This window comes from Anabaena azotica FACHB-119, assembly GCF_014697625.1.
Taxonomy (GTDB): Bacteria; Cyanobacteriota; Cyanobacteriia; order Cyanobacteriales; family Nostocaceae; genus Trichormus; species Trichormus azoticus_A.
The window spans coordinates 14,880-32,169 of the sequence record NZ_JACJSG010000034.1; the positions used below are offsets into that span (position 1 = coordinate 14,880).

Annotated in this window: 16 protein-coding genes and 2 riboswitches; of the genes, 5 read left to right on the forward strand and 11 right to left on the reverse strand. The window is 40.3% G+C overall.

Annotated elements, in window-relative coordinates:
• The first annotated feature begins 160 nt into the window (after window positions 1–160).
• The 3 genes from H6G83_RS22470 (at window position 161) to H6G83_RS22480 (ending at window position 1,033) form a co-directional block, all read left to right on the forward strand.
• Window positions 161–364: a chlorophyll a/b-binding protein gene (locus H6G83_RS22470; protein ID WP_190476194.1), complete on the forward strand. Its 204-nt coding sequence runs from the start codon at window positions 161–163 to the stop codon at window positions 362–364.
• A gap of 46 nt (window positions 365–410) precedes the next feature.
• Window positions 411–623 (forward strand): high light inducible protein, encoded by a 213-nt coding sequence (locus H6G83_RS22475; protein ID WP_190476195.1) that lies wholly within the window; start codon window positions 411–413, stop codon window positions 621–623.
• Window positions 624–820: 197 nt separating this feature from the next.
• Window positions 821–1,033 carry a high light inducible protein gene (locus H6G83_RS22480; RefSeq protein WP_190476196.1) on the forward strand — a complete coding sequence of 71 codons (213 nt, stop codon included), beginning with the start codon at window positions 821–823 and terminating at the stop codon, window positions 1,031–1,033.
• Between the two features lie 255 nt (window positions 1,034–1,288).
• Here H6G83_RS22480 and H6G83_RS22485 read toward each other — a convergent pair whose 3' ends face one another.
• From H6G83_RS22485 to ntrB, 5 genes are all read right to left on the reverse strand, one after another.
• Window positions 1,289–2,626, reverse strand: a complete 1,338-nt coding sequence (locus H6G83_RS22485; RefSeq protein WP_190476248.1) for an ArsB/NhaD family transporter — start codon at window positions 2,624–2,626, stop codon at window positions 1,289–1,291.
• A gap of 241 nt (window positions 2,627–2,867) precedes the next feature.
• Window positions 2,868–3,497: a universal stress protein gene (locus H6G83_RS22490; RefSeq protein WP_190476249.1), complete on the reverse strand. Its 630-nt coding sequence runs from the start codon at window positions 3,495–3,497 to the stop codon at window positions 2,868–2,870.
• 123 nt (window positions 3,498–3,620) lie between these two features.
• Window positions 3,621–3,891, reverse strand: a riboswitch (cyclic di-AMP (ydaO/yuaA leader).
• A 16-nt stretch (window positions 3,892–3,907) separates the two neighbouring features.
• Window positions 3,908–4,744, reverse strand: a complete 837-nt coding sequence (locus H6G83_RS22495) for an ABC transporter ATP-binding protein (protein WP_190476197.1) — start codon at window positions 4,742–4,744, stop codon at window positions 3,908–3,910.
• A 198-nt stretch (window positions 4,745–4,942) separates the two neighbouring features.
• Window positions 4,943–6,385, reverse strand: coding sequence for an ABC transporter substrate-binding protein (locus tag H6G83_RS22500; RefSeq protein ID WP_190476198.1), 1,443 nt, complete (start codon window positions 6,383–6,385; stop codon window positions 4,943–4,945).
• A 103-nt stretch (window positions 6,386–6,488) separates the two neighbouring features.
• Window positions 6,489–7,364 (reverse strand): nitrate ABC transporter permease, encoded by an 876-nt coding sequence (gene ntrB / locus H6G83_RS22505; protein ID WP_190476199.1) that lies wholly within the window; start codon window positions 7,362–7,364, stop codon window positions 6,489–6,491.
• 97 nt (window positions 7,365–7,461) lie between these two features.
• A riboswitch (cyclic di-AMP (ydaO/yuaA leader) is annotated at window positions 7,462–7,785 on the reverse strand.
• A gap of 382 nt (window positions 7,786–8,167) precedes the next feature.
• On the opposite strand from ntrB, the gene H6G83_RS22510 reads away from it, so the two are divergent.
• The gene (locus H6G83_RS22510; protein ID WP_190476200.1) at window positions 8,168–9,358 is read left to right on the forward strand and encodes a sensor histidine kinase; all 1,191 of its coding nucleotides are present in this window, start codon (window positions 8,168–8,170) and stop codon (window positions 9,356–9,358) included.
• Here H6G83_RS22510 and H6G83_RS22515 read toward each other — a convergent pair.
• The 5 genes from H6G83_RS22515 to H6G83_RS22535 all read right to left on the reverse strand — a co-directional run bounded on the left by H6G83_RS22515 (window position 9,355) and on the right by H6G83_RS22535 (window position 13,460).
• Window positions 9,355–9,690: a XisI protein gene (locus tag H6G83_RS22515; protein WP_190476201.1), complete on the reverse strand. Its 336-nt coding sequence runs from the start codon at window positions 9,688–9,690 to the stop codon at window positions 9,355–9,357. The genes H6G83_RS22510 and H6G83_RS22515 overlap by 4 nt on opposite strands.
• A 238-nt stretch (window positions 9,691–9,928) precedes the next feature.
• On the reverse strand, window positions 9,929–10,615 hold the full coding sequence (rnc, locus tag H6G83_RS22520) for a ribonuclease III (protein ID WP_190476202.1): 687 nt from the start codon (window positions 10,613–10,615) through the stop codon (window positions 9,929–9,931).
• Between the two features lie 129 nt (window positions 10,616–10,744).
• Window positions 10,745–11,278, reverse strand: coding sequence for an NYN domain-containing protein (locus H6G83_RS22525; RefSeq protein WP_190476203.1), 534 nt, complete (start codon window positions 11,276–11,278; stop codon window positions 10,745–10,747).
• Between the two features lie 729 nt (window positions 11,279–12,007).
• Window positions 12,008–12,595: a Uma2 family endonuclease gene (locus tag H6G83_RS22530; protein WP_190476204.1), complete on the reverse strand. Its 588-nt coding sequence runs from the start codon at window positions 12,593–12,595 to the stop codon at window positions 12,008–12,010.
• 250 nt (window positions 12,596–12,845) lie between these two features.
• Complete coding sequence (locus H6G83_RS22535; RefSeq protein ID WP_190476205.1) at window positions 12,846–13,460, reverse strand: hypothetical protein; 615 nt, start codon at window positions 13,458–13,460, stop codon at window positions 12,846–12,848.
• A 329-nt stretch (window positions 13,461–13,789) separates the two neighbouring features.
• On the opposite strand from H6G83_RS22535, the gene bchD reads away from it, so the two are divergent.
• Entirely contained in the window at window positions 13,790–15,829 is a 2,040-nt protein-coding gene (bchD, locus tag H6G83_RS22540; protein WP_190476206.1) for a magnesium chelatase ATPase subunit D, read from the forward strand.
• Window positions 15,830–15,898: 69 nt separating this feature from the next.
• On the opposite strand, the gene H6G83_RS22545 is transcribed toward bchD, so the two are convergent.
• Window positions 15,899–16,684 carry an RNA polymerase sigma factor SigF gene (locus H6G83_RS22545; protein WP_190476207.1) on the reverse strand — a complete coding sequence of 262 codons (786 nt, stop codon included), beginning with the start codon at window positions 16,682–16,684 and terminating at the stop codon, window positions 15,899–15,901.
• Between the last annotated feature and the right edge of the window lie 606 nt (window positions 16,685–17,290).

Genomic DNA, 17,290 nt, shown 5'->3' on the forward strand with positions numbered 1-17,290 from the left:
ATTTTTATCACCATCTGGAGGGGTATTTAACAGTATAAAAATGCCTCAAGCTATCGTCCGCTAGAAGTGGCTATAGTTTGTGTCCATTGACGGAAAGCAGTTGACTGATTAATAGCTAAAGTTAAGTTAAGTAACAAATGATTTGATTCGGAACAAGCAAATGCAAACCCGCCCCTCCACTGACTTACCAACAGTTGCTACAGAGTATAACGGCGTAGATCGTAATGCTTTCCTGTTTGGTTCGACTCCCCAAGCTGAACTTTGGAATGGTCGTTTTGCCATGATTGGTTTCTTAGCTTATTTATTGTGGGATTTAGCAGGCTATAGTGTTCTGCGCGACGTATTACACTTCATCGGTTATTAGAAAATTAAATATTTACTAAAAAACAATTTATTTAGGAGAAAAAACAATGGCTACTCAAGAAACTCGTCCAGCTACCGATTTACCAACAGTTGCTACAGCATATAACGGCGTAGATCGTAATGCTTTCATCTTTGGTTGGAATCCCCAAGCGGAATTGTGGAATGGTCGCCTAGCTGCGATCGGCTTTTTAGCTTACTTACTGTGGGATTTAGCAGGTTATAGCGTTCTGCGTGATGTATTACACATCATCGGTTACTAAATTGTCATTAGTTGATTGACAATTGACCAGGACTTACGCAATTGGCACTTGGGGTAGGGTGCGTCAGATGTGGAAAATCCACAGAATGTGTAGGAAATTATTGGTGCTGACGCACCCTACAGTTAGTTTGATGACACTTGCGTAAGTCCCACTGACAACTGACAACTGACAATTACCAAATTTTAGGAGACACAACAATGGCTACTCAAGAAACTCGTCCAGCTACCGATTTACCAACAGTTGCTACAGCATACAACGGCGTAGACCGTAACGCTTTTCTGTTTGGTTGGACTCCCCAAGCGGAATTGTGGAATGGTCGCCTAGCTGCGATCGGCTTTTTAGCTTACTTACTGTGGGATTTAGCAGGTTATAGCGTTCTGCGTGACGTATTACGCATCATCGGTTACTAAATTTAAAGCTTATTTCTATGTAAGGAGTTAACCCTGGCAGAGAAATTCATAAATACCCGACTTCTTAGAGAAGTCGGGTATTTATTTTAAAAAATTCTTTGACCAATACGTTTAAGAATTTGCCAGATATTGTACAGTTCTTTGGCAGAAGTAAACAAAGCAAAGACCCGTGATAAATCATACTCTGGTCTGTCTGCTTCTCGCCTTACTTTGATAAATAAAATATGTGGATGGGGCAGTTGACAAAGCTATCTCTTAAATTAAAAATCGAACTAACACATATAAAGCTGAAGTCACTAGTTGCAATATTGTCACAGGAACGCCATAGTGCAGAAAAGTTTTAAATGAAATGCGCCTTCCGTGCTGTTCAGAAATACCTGCCGCTACGATATTAGAAGATGCGCCTACAAGTGTGCCATTACCTCCCAAAGTTGCACCAAACATCATGGCGTAAAACAAAGGTAAAACCTCTGGAGGAAACTGTCCTGAAAAATCTCTTGCTAAAACTTCTGCTGGTGCTAATCCTACAGTTACAACATATTGTTTAAGTAGGGGAACCATTGCCACAACTAGCGGAATATTAGGTACAACACTGGATAAGATACCGACAAAGAATATCAAAACTAAAGAACCCAAGATAATATTTTTTCCTAAAATTACAGCCAATACTCCCGATAAACTATTAATTACACCAGTCTTTTCTAACCCGCCAATCAGCACAAAGATACTCATAAAAAATATCAATGTACTCCAGTCTACATCTCGTAAAATATTATTAACTGTATCAATCTTGCTATGGTGAGATAATAGTAAAGCTAAAGCTGCACCTAATAAAGCTACCGCCGCCGGAGAAATTGGGATGGGGAGAGATTCACCAATGACAAAAAATAGTAGTACAAAGGCAGCAATTACTGCACCCGCAGTTAACACTCGTGGATGATTGATTTGGGGATGTGGTAGTGCTTCCAAATTCTCTAATCTGGTATGCCAAATCTTCCGGAATAAAAAAGGTAAAGTAGCAGTGACAGTGGCAACAGCAATGACACCCCCCAAACTCAATTTTCCTAAATAATCTATAAAACTAATATTAACAGCATCGCCCACAATAAATGTAGCTGGGTCGCCAACTAATGTTAACAATCCGGCACTATTGGCAATTAATACCATCAATATGAGTAGGGGAACAAAATTTATGCCGATTTCCTCAGCCATTGGTGGAATTAGAGGCGCTAACAACATTACTGTTGTTGCATTGGGTAATAAGGCACAAATGGGAGTGACTATACCGACAATACCCAGTAACAGACGTTTACCATCGCCTTTAGCCAAGATGACTATTTGTGTTGCTAAATATTCAAAGATTTTTGTTGGTTCAAATGCCCTCACCAACACCATTACCCCAAAAAATAACCCCAATGTGCCATAACTATTACCAATGTAAGCAACAGCTTCTGATAACGTCATAACGTTGGTAAAGACTAAGATTAATGCCCCTAACAATGCAGCAATAGTTAAATGCACCCATTCCGTCATAATGACGAAGATGACGCTGATAAATATGATGATAGTTAGGAGTGCTTGCCAGTTTTCCACTTCGTACTCCATACAGTTTATTTGGTTGCATAATAGCGAAAAAAGCCGCCTAAGTATATAGGTGGCTTTTATGGATATTTTAAATTTAGGTAAATAATTTCAGAAACTATACCAAGTCCGGCTAATTACTTAAGATATGCTTGGTTGAGTCGGTAATGGGTCATGGGTAATTGTTTTCTACCATTACCAGTTACCAATTACCAACCTTCAGGATATGATAAGTGTTTAAGCGGACATGATATTATTCATCTATGGAGTCGGGAATACCCAAGACAGCACAAGGAAAATCGGAACCCAAGGCTTGAATTAAAGGATGATAAACAGATTTACAACCCACAAATAGTATGTCAGCAGCTTCTAACTCTGCAATTTTTCTTAATTCTGTACTCACGCAACCAAAGCGTAAATGAGATTTAAACGAACCTTGCCATTCTTCTGCTAAACTTCTGGCTTGCCAGAGAACTCTATCTGCTTCTTGCAAAGGCGTTATTGTGTCTGTTTGTAAATAGGATTTGATCCCTGTCAATTGTGGTTGAGTGATGACAGATATCCCAGACTTTGTTTGCTGATTTATGGGCAGTTCTATTGTTGGCGATCGCTTCCCAAAGTTTAATATATTGCTATAGTCGATTGGGCAACTTTCTACTAATACGTAAACAGCTTGCACTGTGACTTGTTGATTAGTCGCTAACCGGGTTTGATGGGCTATCCAAAAGGCAATATCTAGTGCAGTATGACTGTTAGGCGAAGCGTCATAACCGACGATTAAATTGATTGATTCTGTAATTTGGTCTTGTTTAGGTTCTGGTAACAATACCATTTTGTCAATTAGGTCATTCCGACCCATTGCACTTTGCAGGCGTGCTAACATTGGCTTGACTTTCACAGTTTTAACTTCTCCTAAACTCAACGAACTAATAAATGAGAAGTAGGGTAAAGACAGATTTTCTATCCTTCAGGAAACCCCAATAACAACTGGTATTAAAGCCATTTTGGGGGTTCCTTCCATTGCCTACGAAGTTAGCTGACGGGCTAAGACTGGAAGGTGTCTCTCTTTTGAGTGCTGAGTAATGAGTTGACTATTAATAGTTGTCTTTTTTTACTCTGGAATAGCTACTCTTTGTAAGATGCGCCCCTTATACCAGTGAACAGTGAACAGTAGTAATCAGTGAATATAACCTGATAACTGATAACTGATAACTGTGAATATGGTTCCTCCGTTCCAAATTGTTGCCGATTAAATTTGAATTAGGCTACCCTCTAAAGAAATAATAAACTAAATTACTCGTCATGTGTAAAGTATTTGTCGAGAAAGTTTAAGGCATGATTGCGAAGTTCAAAATATTCCTTGGAGTTACGCATAGCAGCCCGATCTCTGGGGTGAGGGAAGGGAACTTCTAATATTTCGCCAATATTTGCGGCTGGGCCATTGGTCATTAAAACGATGCGATCGCTCATATAAATTGCCTCATCAACATCGTGGGTAATCATCATGACTGCCTGCCGATTATGCTCCCAAATATCTAATACTTGTCTTTGTAATTTCCCTCTGGTTAAAGCATCTAACGCCCCAAAAGGTTCATCCATAAGTAACATTTTTGGGCGAATTGCTAAGGCTCTAGCAATACCTACTCGTTGTTTCATCCCTCCAGAGATTTCATCAGGATATTTATCTGCTGCCGGGGTTAAGTTTACCATTGCCAAGTGTTCGTTCACAATGCTAATTTTTTCAGCCCTATTAGCATTTTTTAACACTTCATCCACCGCTAGGCGGATGTTTTCTCTCACCGTTAGCCAAGGTAACAGTGAATAGTTTTGAAACACCATCATTCTTTCCGCACCTGGCTTGTTAATTTCTTTGCCATCAAGCCTGACTGAACCGGAGGTGGCTTTTTCTAACCCAGCAACTATTTTTAAGAGAGTTGATTTGCCACAACCAGAATGCCCAATTACTGAAATAAATTCATCTTCACCTATTGTTAAATTAACACCATCTAAAACTACAAAGTTACCTTTATCTGGTGTAGGATAAGACTTAACTAAATTCTCAATTTCTAAGAAATTAGAGCTAGACATAGCTTTTTGATAACTATCTACTACTGGTGGTGTATATTTCATATCAAATGCTCCAAAAAGTAACTTATATGAATTCGGTTTGATTACTAGGGGAAGGGGTAAGGAAGTGTAATTATTTTCTCCTCCGCTCCTCTGCTCCTCTGCTCCTCTGCTCCTTTCCCCTCCTGGGAGGGGTTAGGGGTGGGTTGCTCCTCTGCTCCTCTGCTCCTCTGCTCCCCCGCTCCTCTGCTCCCCAGCCCCCTAAGACATAAAAAAACGAGTGGGGGCGTTAGCCCTAATTGCAAAGCTATTTAAGTAACGAACGGGATCGCTGGGGTCAAAACCTTTTTTATCTATGAATACTTCTGGTAATTCGACTTTGTAATCATCCTTGGGACATTCAATACCCATTTCGGCGGCTATTTCTCGATATAAATCTGCTCTCCAGCCTTGTTCGGCTAATTCCTCGGCGTTTTTGGGAAATTCCTTGATTTGTCCCCAACGGGCGGCTTGGGTCATTAACCAAAGACTACGCGATCGCCACATGAATGTCGAGTGTTCGTTTGGTTCTTTGGGTAAGTTGTCAGGAATATCATAAAATATGGTGGTGTCGGCGGCTTTGATGGTGCGGTCTTTGCCATCAAACCCACCGTAGTTGTAAGCCCCAAGAATAGCGGGGGCTGTAAACTTAGTAATTGGCGCATTTTTATTTTTCGGTCTTGCGCCTGTAAAGGAACGGTCTGTAATTAGTTCGGCTACTTCTTGGCGATTTTCCGGCTTGCTACAATACTGACAAGCTTCAATCATCGCTTTAACCAAGGAACGGTAGGTTTTGGGATAATTGACGATGAAGGATTCCATCACACCCAATAGCCTGTCGGGGTGTCCTAACCAAACTTCTTTACCTTGGGCGAAAGTAAAACCAATACCTTCATTACCTGTAATCGCTCTGGTGTTCCAAGGTTCTGCTACCATGTATGCTTGCATTGCGCCTATCCGCACGTTTGTCACCATCTGCGGTGGTGGGACGATAATAATGCGGAATTCTTTTAGGGGATCAACACCAGCCGCCGCCGATATGTAACGGACGAAGTATTCGTATATCGCCGAACTTAAAACGACCGCCCAGACTTTGTTTTCTACTGGCTGTTTTTTGAAGTAGGCGCGAAAATCTTTACCAAAGGCTTCTAACGCCCCATCACCATATTGCTGCTGATATTCATACCAAGGACGCAAACCAAAATCCCACATGGCTTTGTTCATCGTCATGGCGTTACCGTGACGGTGTATTGTCATGGCGGCGCATAAGGGGGCGTGACGCGCACCTTCTGCACCGATGCGGGCGTTTGTCACCGCACCAGATACGACAGGGGAAGCATCGAGACGACCGAAGATAATACCGTCGCGGGAGGTAGCCCAACTCGCTTCGCGGTTAAGTTTGACGTTTAAACCATACTTGCGAAAGAAACCTTTTTTCCAGGCGATCGCAAATGGCGCACAATCATTTACAGGGACGTATCCGACAACTAAGTCGGGTTTTTCTAAGTCGCTAGATTTAACTACTGGTTTTACTGCTAAAGCTTCTTCGGTTAAGCCTTTGGCTGATCTATCCCCCGATATGGCACAGGATGATAAACTGATTGTAGCTGTAGTTGCTCCTATGCCTTTGATAAAGTCTCTTCTATTCCAGTTATAATTGCTCATTTCTTAATTCGTAATGCTTTTATGCAAAACTCAGAAACCCATTTAACATATGACTTTCATAATTTTGAATTTTGAATGCGCGAATTTTGAATTGATATCGCCCCTAATTACTCACTGTCGGGCGATGGGTAACAAATTCTTGCAGTTTGGCGACGGCGAAGTCGAGGACAAGTCCAGTTATGCCGATGACGAAGACGGCGAGGAATACTGAACTGAGGTTTAAGCGACTCCATTCATCCCAGACGAAGAAACCGATCCCAATACCACCTGTTAGCATTTCTACCGCAACTATGACTAGCCAAGCAATGCCTAAGCTGATGCGTAAGCCTGTGAAAATATAAGGTAAACTCGCAGGCCAAATAATTTTGGTAATTCTCCGCCAGCGTGGCATTTCTAGCACTCGCGCTACATCTAGATAATCTTTGGGAACGCTGGCTACTCCCAGGGCGGTGTTAATAATGGTCGGCCAGAGGGAGGTGATAAAAATCACAAATATGGCTGAGGGATCTGCTAAGTTGAATATAGCTAAGGCGATGGGTAGCCAAGCCAAGGGCGAGACGGGTTTGAATATCTGAATGATGGGATTGAGTGCTAACATGGCTGATTTAGACATCCCAATCAAAAAGCCCAAGGGAATGGCGACTATAGCACCTAAGACAAAACCAATCAATACTCGCCGTAAACTGGCTATCAATAACCAACCAATTCCTAAGTTACCGGGGCCTCTTTCGTAAAAGGGGTTTAATATATAGTCTAAGTTAGCAATTAATGCTTCTGGTGGAGTTGGCATTAATTCATTATTTGCCAAGGCTATTATCCACCACAACAAGATAATGCCTAAAAATCCCAAGGCGGGAAGTATGACTACATCCTTAACCAAAATCGGTTTAGCTTTTTTCCACGCAGCTTGACTAGCAACAGCTGCGATGGCGTTCCGCCCAGCAGAGCTGATCGCTGCTAAATTTAATTGAAATATCATTATGCCACCTCAACAGAGTTCAGCGCAGGTACGAAAAACTGAGCAGTACCAGCCTCGGACACTGATGAGAACTAAACATTTATTCAATGCTGTCTCTTCAGTCTCCTCTCAATGCCTACGAAGTTAGCTGACGGGCTAGGGCTGAGAGATGCCCTTCTCTTGAAAGTGCTGAGTGTTGAGTTACATGACTTTTTAGTTAACACTCTCTCGAAGATACGCCCCTTAAGCCAGTGAACAGTGAACAGTGAACAGTAAACAGGGAGTATAACCTGATAACTGATAACCCTTACGGGTTCGCCAGTCGCTCATGGGGGAAACCCCCAAGACCGCGCTGGCTCACTGATAACTGATAACTGTGAATATGGTTCCTCCGCTCCAACTTTCAATTACTGTAATGGGTTGGATTAGGCTGACTTACTCTAATTTAAGATAATAGTATCTAAGACCTTAACATCTTCATCCAATAAAAACAATCTCCGATTGATAAATGTTGTTTATTTGATTACCACAAAATAACTCATATGCTCATATTTGGCAATAAACTGGTGTGATATTCAAGATCGCATTTAAACGCGATTAAGCAAGGCACATAAAGCTACAGGATTCAATATATTTAATTTTATTTTTAGCAATTGAGAATAATCAATCCTGCTTGAGAGTTAATTAGTATTTTGATGGTAGTATTACCCATATATATAATTAGGTAGGTGAATTTTTTCATTAATGGTGATAGTGTCCACTACGCTAGTTAAACTAATTCCATATAGAATTAATTCCTCTATCGCATAGCTGAATTTAAAAGCATGGAATTTAGTCAAGTTCTGGCTGAAAATAGTAACACTATCATCGCCAAGTGGGTTGCCGCAGTTCGTGAGGATAGACAGATTGAAAGTGCTGATGACTTATCCTACACAGCGATTAAAAACCATATACCTGATGTGTTTCAGGCAATGGTAACAGTGTTGTCCCAATCTCAGGAGAGTGATATTAAATCCATTATCACCGCTAGTTGGCAGCATGGGTTACTACGCGCTGAACAAGGCTTTGACCCGTCCGAAATTGCCCGTGAATACCGCTTGTTAAGGAAAGTAATATTTGATACTGTAGAAATATATTTATTACAGGCAGCAACCGCCGAGGTTATTCGTTATATGCGTTTAATCGATGCGGTGATTGATGAAGCGATCGCCAGATGTTTTCATAGTTATGTTGGGGAACGCTTGCGTGAATTGGAACATCTCCAAGCCTCTTTGACGCTGCATAATGAAGAACTAACGCGCTTAGTCACTAGTAATGAAGATAAACTATCACAACTAGCTCACGAACTGAAACATCCTTTAACGGCAATAATTGGTTACTCAGACTTATTCTTACGGCAACAAAAAAGAGCAATTCAAAAAAAAGAGAACCCAGTTAATATAGAACATATTGAACGTGTGCTGCGTAACGGTAGACATTTATTGCGTTTAATTAATAATGTATTAGAACTATCGCGGTATGAAGCCGGGAAAATTCAGTTACAACTAGCACCAACAAATATCAGAGAAATAATTAATAACGTTTGTGAAATGTTGGAACCGTTAGCTAGTGAAAAAAATTTATTAATTTTAGTTGAGTGGGTAGAAGCACCGAATGAAGTAATCACAGATGGCTTTCAATTACAACAAATTGTCACAAATCTTGTAAGTAATGCCATTCGCTATACAGAGACAGGCACTATTAGTATATTATCTAAAGTAGTGGAAGGTGAAAAATGGGCGATCGCAGTTTCAGATACAGGAATTGGCATTGCCAAAGAAGACCAAACTAAGATATTTGAACCTTATTTTCGCGTCACTTCTCAAACTCGTCCTTACGCACCTGACAGCACTGGTTTAGGGTTAGCAATAGTTGTGCGTTTAGTCAAACTATTGCAAGGTGAAATTAGCCTGGTTTCGCAAGAAGGAGTTGGTTCTACTTTTACGGTGACTTTACCTTTGAAAGTGGAGGTTTAAGTAACTGCATATCCCGTGTGTTGTCTTACATTTAGTGGGTGAAAACCCAAGACAATTTTATCTTTAGGAACGCCTGCTGCTACTAATTCATAGGTTACGCCGTCTTCTGTGTCATCACGTTGCACCCAAATTTTGCCATCAATAATATCAAGATGAACTAAGCACCCATGAATACGCTTGACATCATCCCAACCCAGAGTTATCAGCAAATAACTATCATTTTCTCTATCAAAAACTGCTTTACATTCAATATTCCCGTGGGAATAAGGAATCTTTGTGTAAGGTATTAAAACTTCTGCAATAATGCGTCGATAGTTATCTAAGGTATCCATTGAATAATCCTCTCTTTCTCTGAATTAAAAATGAGTAACTTGAGATTTTCACTTTATTTAACTTATATCTTGCACCATTAGTTTATTGCAAAAATCGAAGCCTGAAACCCTTATGATTTCGTAGGGTGGGCATTGCCCATCACCAGCTTATCGACAAGATGCAAGATGTCAGTTAAACGCAGAGGAACGCGGAGTTAAGCGCAGAGTGATGCAGAGGGTATATGGAGGAAGGTTGAGTTTATAGCAGTCCCTTCTTTTTCAATTTAGTTAGTGCATCTTCAGCCGCAGCTTTCTCTGCTTCTTTTTTATTACGTCCTTCACCTTCACCGTATTCTTTACCCTCCACCAACACTTTAGCAATGAACTTTGGTGCATGAGAGGGACCGCCTATTTGTCTTGTATCATATTTAGGAGGATTGGTAATTCCTGTACTTTGTACCCACTCTTGAAAACGATTTTTTGAGTCTACATTAGAACGAATAACCACAACCTGTTCTGGTACAGAATCAAAAAGCGGTTTAACAACAGCAAGAACCGCTTCAATATTAGAGCCATTATCCAGATAATAAGCACCTACCACAGCTTCAAAAGTGCTGCTAAGTAAATTAGGGTTTTGAAAACCACCATCTCGAATTGCGCCTTGTCCCAACCGCATCCGAAAGTCTAAACCTACTTCTGTAGCAAATTTAGCTAATTGCTTTTCATCTACTAATGCAGAACGACGACGAGTTAATTCATCTTCTCCCTTATCTTTATGTTTATCATACAGATATTGACCACTGAGAAAATTTAATATTGCATCACCTAGAAATTCTAGGCGTTCATTATCTTGTACATCTTCGCCTGGATGTTCATTCACATAAGAACGGTGTGTGAGTGCTTGGCGGAGAAGTTTTTCATTATTGAATTTGAGAAGTTCGTGCATTTTTAAATATTGTCTTTTAGACAGAATTAACTAATATCAACAAAACAAAAGTTATGTAATAATCTAGGGTTTTGTCAACCTAATTTTTTAATCATTACTTTTTCAAAACCCTGCGTAAATGTATTATAGCTAAACTAAACTATCTGGCTGAAGTTTATTTATGTTGTTTAGCAAATCAGGTAAATCATCTACAAAATAGAAGTTACTGCTACCAATAAGTCCTGCTATCTTCGTACTAGCACTACCTTTTTGAGCAAAAATGATTACTCTTTTACCCATAGCCTGAAGAACGGAAACTAAACCTGCATAATCCCAATCCCCTGATACAATAATAACTGTATTAGGAATAGGGAATTTTTGTGGAGCAAATAATTTAACACAGTCAGCAACCAATCTATAATCTGCACTATTCTCTGAAGTATCGGTGACATTAACGCATTCAAAACCAAGAAGTTTGAGCTTGTCCTTAATAGAAACTTGCTCTTTGAAAGATGAATTGTAGTAGAGTTTCTTGTAATGCACACTTCCAAGAGTAATTGCTGCAAAATCAAGTAAATATTTAGCCATTTCTTTTATTTTTGGTGCATTTTGTACGTCGCAGAAAATGGCAACCGAATTTTTTCCCATGCTTTTTTGACTATGAGAAGATTTGCGAATAGTCATTGGTTATTGTCTCCAGTGTTATATTGAACTGGACAGCTTTAAAAGATAACTTCTCTAAAATTTATTTTCACTTTCAAGCAAAAACAGTAACAACTAACTAGATTGATTTCAGTCTCAGTTATAGAATCCCTATTTTAACTGTAGTAAGTTGTGTTGACATCCGGCTAAATATTTAGTCAAATGGCTGACTATTTTAACTATTTAGTCTTCACTGTTGTGAATTGTCACTAGGCTAAATACTTAGCCGAAGGTAAACACAACTTACCACAGGTAAAACAGGAGTTCTATACATTGAGACAACTATCAACCCCTATTTTGTTACTAAAAAGACAAAAATTATCCTTTTCTTAAGGTAACAAAAAATGTCAGTAGTTGGAGCTTAGAGTTAGACCTGTAGTCGCTCAAGTTGCACATTTTAAAACCATTGTGTGGTAAAGCTTTGAGAAATCTCAAAAAAATGCGCTTGCTCTACGTTTTGCGGGAGCGTTGACCGCGCCCTTGGGAGTCTGAATATCTTGCACTTCTCAACAAACACATGGTGGGCAATGCCCACCCTACGAAATCGTAAGGATTTTAAAGCTTAGATTTACAAGTAGAAGAGGTTGGTACAAGATGCGAGTAGACTACATATACTTGGCTGTCTTAAGTATAGAATTGCATAGCAAAAGATGAATGTCAATATAGTAGTTGTAAAGATTTTTACCTAAGCTCGGCTATAGCCCAAAAAACTTACAAATTTAGCTTTGCGGGGAATACTCTGCTTAAATCGAGGGACAAATCAGGGAAACAGGGTAGAGCGATCGCCATCTTAACCAAAACAATTCGCTTATTCAGATAACCATATTTTCCTTGATTATCTTGATAAGGTTCACTGTAACATTCTAAATAATTATCAAATAAATTGAATATCCAATAATCTGCAATACCAGCTTTAGCGTAGAGAGGTATTTTAACATCTTGGTCATAACTTAAAGAAGAATCTGCAACCTCCATCACCAGCAACACATCACTAGGACTAGGATGAGCAGATAAATAATCATCGGTGCTATTACGGACAATAGCAAAATCTGGCTCTGGTTCGCTGTTAGGTGGTAAAGTAATCGGGGCTTGAGATTGCAACGTAGCTCTATCACCTATAAGTTTTGGCAATTCTTTCCAAAGTCTTCGTAAGCAAGTTTCATGAGTAGTACCTTTAGCTACCATTTGAATGATTTCCCCGTTAATTAATTCAATATGGTCGTCCTCATGGAAAAAGCCTAATTCCGTTAGTTTGTGGTACTCTTCCAGAGAAAAGCGTTTAGCTTGAGCAATACTCATAAGTTTTGCTTCCACAAGAATATAACTTATGCCAATTTTATATGATATTGCACATAATTAGAAAATTCATTGATTCATCTGCGTTTATCTGCGTGCATCTGCGTTCAATTCATCTGAAAATATTATTCTAGACAGTTTCATATTAATTCGGTATTACTATTTTTACAACCACTATTTGAAAATATCAATGTTTTCATGGAAATTATTTCACAATACTTGTTTGCCTTACTTAAATTTTTAGGACTACATTTTAATTATATGACTGATTTTGAGCGATCGCACTATATAAAATGCCCAATATTTTCTTAATATCCTTAATATAATATTCACTTAAATCAATGCTGATAACATTACCTTCAAGTTTCAGGAACTGCCAAATAGTCCCGATGGTGACAGCACCATAAACAGCTTTAATTGCATTGCCATTTTTTTCATTAAATATCTGAGCAGCAACCATTTCTGCAATACATTGCGCCAGCCCAGAACGTAAGTTTTCATTTTTACTTTCAACTAAAACAATTATCGGACTACGAACAAATAATTGTTCAGTAGAAAGACTCAAAATAAAATCGCAAAAGCCATTTAAGCCGCGCTGAGAATCAACAGTAAAATCAATTCCAGAAAACAAGCTAATCTGATAATTAAATTTACGCCTAATTTCTAATAAAATTGGGCTAATAATCATTTCACTCCGAGCCTTTTCAGAACTAATAGCCACAGCTAAATCTACATTCTCTTGTAAAATAATAGATAACAATTCGCTACATTCTTGCTCTAAAGTATTAGCAAATAATCCAGAAGCCTCACGAACAGTTAAATCAAAATCTTCAATAATTTCACTCAGTTTAAAATCACTATAAGCCATAAATATCATTCCTCCACCTAATGCAGCCGTATTCATCTATGGCAGCAAACAACTGATACCCGTTCTCTGTAACAATGCACTTAATAAAATTTGGTTCCTTTGTTCTTTTGCGCCTTTGCGCCTTTGCGTGAGCTTAATAATCTAAGGTATTAAGTGCAGTTTTATGGAGAAATGGTAAGAGGATTTACCATAACTTGATTGTAAACGTACCAAAAATTGATATGCTAAAAACCGAGACTAAGATGAAAGTGCTGAGTAGTAAGTTAAGTTAAGATATTTCTCCTCTACTTTCCCAGTACCCAATCCCCAATCCCCAATCCCTAGTAATTATGCCTGCGCCTACGATAAATCCCACAATTACTGCTTTTCCCTTGACGGCTGTAGTCGGTCAAGAAGCTATCAAACTCGCCCTGCTGTTAGCAGCAGTCGATCCTGGTTTGGGGGGAGTAGCGATCGCAGGTCGTCGCGGTACGGCAAAATCTGTCATGGCGCGTGCTATTCACGCCCTACTCCCGCCAATTGAAGTTGTTCAAGGTTCCTTAAGTAACTGCGACCCCAACCGCCCAGAAGAATGGGATGATTATCTGTTAGCGGAGAATGCTGATAAAAATATTCAGGATGTCCCCACGGAGATTATCCCCGCACCCTTCGTACAAATACCCTTGGGTGTGACAGAAGACCGACTCCTGGGTTCTGTGGATGTCGAACAGTCAGTTAAACAAGGAGATACAGTATTTCAACCAGGGTTACTCGCCACAGCTAACCGGGGTGTACTGTACGTAGATGAAATCAATTTATTAGATGACCAAATCTCCAATCAGCTATTAACTGTACTTTCCGAAGGACGCAACCAAATCGAACGGGAAGGTATCAGCTTTCAGCATCCATGTAAATCCCTGTTCATCGCTACTTATAACCCAGAAGAAGGCGCATTACGAGAACATTTATTAGATAGAATTGCGATCGCCCTTTCGGCTGACGGTGTTCTCGGTCTAGATCAAAGAGTAGCAGCAGTTGAGCAAGCGATCGCCTATTCCCAATCTCCCCAAGATTTCCTCCAGCAATACAACGAAGATTTAGACTCGCTGAAAACCCAAATCATCCTGGCGCGGGAATGGTTAAAGGAAGTCACCATCACCCACGAACAAATCGCCTACTTAGTAGATGAAGCCATTCGTGGCGGCGTACAAGGACATCGCGCCGAATTATTTGCGGTGCGCGTGGCGAAAGCGGCGGCGGCTTTGGAGGGACGCACCACCGTCAACGCTGAAGATTTGCGGCGGGCGGTAGAGTTAGTAATTGTACCACGAGCAACGGTTATTCAGACACCGCCACCAGACCAACCACCGCCACCACCACCGCCACCCCCCCCACAAAATCAAGACGAGTCAGAAGAACAACAAGAGGAAGAACAGGAAGAAGAACAGGAAGACAAGCCAGAAGAACAAGAACAGCAAGAACCCCCCAGCATTCCCGAAGAATTTATCTTCGACCCAGAAGGGGTAATATTAGATAATAGTGTGCTGTATTTCGCGCAAATGGCACAGCGTCAAGGTAAATCTGGTAGTCGTAGTATCATCTTTTCCGACGACCGGGGACGCTACATTAAACCCATGATACCCAAGGGGAAAGTCCGACGCATTGCCGTAGATGCCACATTGCGATCGGCTGCACCTTACCAAAAAGCCAGGCGAGAAAGACAGCCAGATAGGAAGGTAATTGTTGAACAGGGTGATATCCGTTCAAAACGCTTGGTACGCAAAGCCGGGGCGTTGGTAGTATTCGTAGTAGACGCATCCGGTTCAATGGCTTTAAACCGGATGCAGTCAGCCAAAGGCGCGGTGATGCAGCTACTCACCGAAGCCTACCAAAACCGTGACCAAGTAGCCTTAATTCCCTTCCGGGGAGAACAAGCCGAGGTCTTATTACCACCTACCCGTTCTATCGCTTTAGCAAAAAATCGTTTGGAAAGATTACCTTGTGGTGGTGGTTCACCCCTAGCGCATGGTTTAACCCAAGCCGTCCGTATCGGTGTCAACGCCCAGATGGGAGGAGATATTGGGCAAGTTGTGATTGTCGCTATCACCGACGGACGAGGGAATATTCCCTTGTCGCGTTCCTTGGGTGAACCCCAAGAACCTGGAGAAAAACCAGACATCAAAGCCGAACTGTTAGATATCGCCGCCAGAATTCGCGCTTTGGGGATGCAGTTACTCGTAATAGATACTGAAAGTAAATTTGTCTCTACTGGCTTTGCTAAGGAATTAGCCAAAACATCAGGAGGTAAATATTATCACCTGCCAAAAGCCACAGACAAAGCCATTGCGGCTATGACTAAGGGTGCGATCGCTGATTTAAAATCTCGGTAGATTAGTCATTAGTCAATGGTCAATAGTCATTAGTACATAAACTGTGGACTATGGACTTTTGACTATTGACTATGAACCTGTTGGCATTGCTTGGGGTTGCAAATAACCAATTAAATCTTGAATACCTTTTTGCAAATACCGCGTTACTGTCATGGGGCTAGTGCCAATATTTTTGGCTGCATCTTTGCGGGAAAGTTCTTTCAAGAAGACCATTTCCACGGCTTGGCGGGGCTTTTCTTCTAACATACTAATTGCCCCTTGCAGTTGTTGGCGTTCTTCGTATTGTTGTTGTTGGGCAATTGTCCGGGGACAAGGAAGGGCTTCGCCTAATGTAATTTGGCAATCAACATAGTTGACTGCGGTAGCATCTAAACTCAAAGGCATCCGGTTTTGGGCGGCTAGCTTGGTTTCTTGCCATTCTTGTACAGATACTTTGAGATGCTTGGCAATTTCTGCATCTTTGGGGGGACGACCTAAAGACATTGCTAATTCTTTACGGACTTTTTGCCCTTCATTATATAGTTCTTGCCAACGACGGGGAATTTTTAATAAGCTACTGCGATCGCGCAGAAAATGCAGCATTTCACCACGAATGTATGGCACAGCAAAGGAACTAAAAGCATATCCTTGACTAGGATCAAAGCGTTCTATAGCTCTAATTAAACCAAAATAACCAATTTGTTCTAAATCTTCATAGGGTTCATTACATTGATGGCTAAATTTATGAGCCATCTTTCTCACTAACCCAGTGTGTAATTGAACTAATTTATTACGAAGTTTAATAGAAGGATTTTGATGGTATAAGCGCAATAACTCTATACCATCAGTTTGCATATAGGACTCAATTGCTGTCATATAAAAATTCCTTTGATATAACTCCTTTTTCTGCCAAAAGGGAGTTGAGTAATATTGTCTTAAAGCTGTCATTATTTTCCAGAGTCGAGCCTGAATAAACCATCGTTGTTTCACTGAATTTATTGGTGGGCTGACTCTACTCTTCAGTGTTTGTACGCATGATTTCTAGGTTATCCCTGCACTCAGTATTTTTATTTAATGAAGGGAAAATATTGTATAGATAATGTCTCAGCCTGGAAATAAATGGCCACAAAGCTTACAAATCCTTACAGGAGCCAAGAAACATACAATAGTGAAATAATCTAAGTAATTAATTCTGTTTAGAGGTTATATATGAAGTACAAATTAAATTAGCTGTAGGGTGTTTTGGACTAAAGCAGTCACAAAATGGCCATAAAGCGGGAGAAATCACCAATTTTGCCTCCTCTACTTAATATTTATACAAATATTCTTGTTCAGTAATACATAAATTTCCTTGATAATTTTGGCTACCAATTAAAAATCCCTACTACTTATAACACAGATGTTGGCGCAGCCTTAAGGCAGGGTACGCAGATGAGCAAGAGGGAAATTTTTCTGACTTTTCACGTTATGTGGAAAAGTTAA

What these genes read in the sequence shown, in the direction of transcription:
- H6G83_RS22500 (WP_190476198.1), bottom strand. Translation starts at nt 6,385, where the DNA reads ATGAGCAATTATAACTGGAATAGAAGAGACTTTATCAAAGGCATAGGA.
- rnc (WP_190476202.1), bottom strand. Translation starts at nt 10,615, where the DNA reads ATGCACGAACTTCTCAAATTCAATAATGAAAAACTTCTCCGCCAAGCA.
- H6G83_RS22525 (WP_190476203.1), bottom strand. Translation starts at nt 11,278, where the DNA reads ATGACTATTCGCAAATCTTCTCATAGTCAAAAAAGCATGGGAAAAAAT.
- H6G83_RS22515 (WP_190476201.1), bottom strand. Translation starts at nt 9,690, where the DNA reads ATGGATACCTTAGATAACTATCGACGCATTATTGCAGAAGTTTTAATA.
- H6G83_RS22535 (WP_190476205.1), bottom strand. Translation starts at nt 13,460, where the DNA reads ATGGCTTATAGTGATTTTAAACTGAGTGAAATTATTGAAGATTTTGAT.
- bchD (WP_190476206.1), top strand. Translation starts at nt 13,790, where the DNA reads ATGCCTGCGCCTACGATAAATCCCACAATTACTGCTTTTCCCTTGACG.
- H6G83_RS22490 (WP_190476249.1), bottom strand. Translation starts at nt 3,497, where the DNA reads ATGTTAGCACGCCTGCAAAGTGCAATGGGTCGGAATGACCTAATTGAC.
- H6G83_RS22475 (WP_190476195.1), top strand. Translation starts at nt 411, where the DNA reads ATGGCTACTCAAGAAACTCGTCCAGCTACCGATTTACCAACAGTTGCT.
- ntrB (WP_190476199.1), bottom strand. Translation starts at nt 7,364, where the DNA reads ATGATATTTCAATTAAATTTAGCAGCGATCAGCTCTGCTGGGCGGAAC.
- H6G83_RS22470 (WP_190476194.1), top strand. Translation starts at nt 161, where the DNA reads ATGCAAACCCGCCCCTCCACTGACTTACCAACAGTTGCTACAGAGTAT.
- H6G83_RS22495 (WP_190476197.1), bottom strand. Translation starts at nt 4,744, where the DNA reads ATGAAATATACACCACCAGTAGTAGATAGTTATCAAAAAGCTATGTCT.
- H6G83_RS22480 (WP_190476196.1), top strand. Translation starts at nt 821, where the DNA reads ATGGCTACTCAAGAAACTCGTCCAGCTACCGATTTACCAACAGTTGCT.
- H6G83_RS22510 (WP_190476200.1), top strand. Translation starts at nt 8,168, where the DNA reads ATGGAATTTAGTCAAGTTCTGGCTGAAAATAGTAACACTATCATCGCC.
- H6G83_RS22530 (WP_190476204.1), bottom strand. Translation starts at nt 12,595, where the DNA reads ATGAGTATTGCTCAAGCTAAACGCTTTTCTCTGGAAGAGTACCACAAA.
- H6G83_RS22545 (WP_190476207.1), bottom strand. Translation starts at nt 16,684, where the DNA reads ATGACAGCAATTGAGTCCTATATGCAAACTGATGGTATAGAGTTATTG.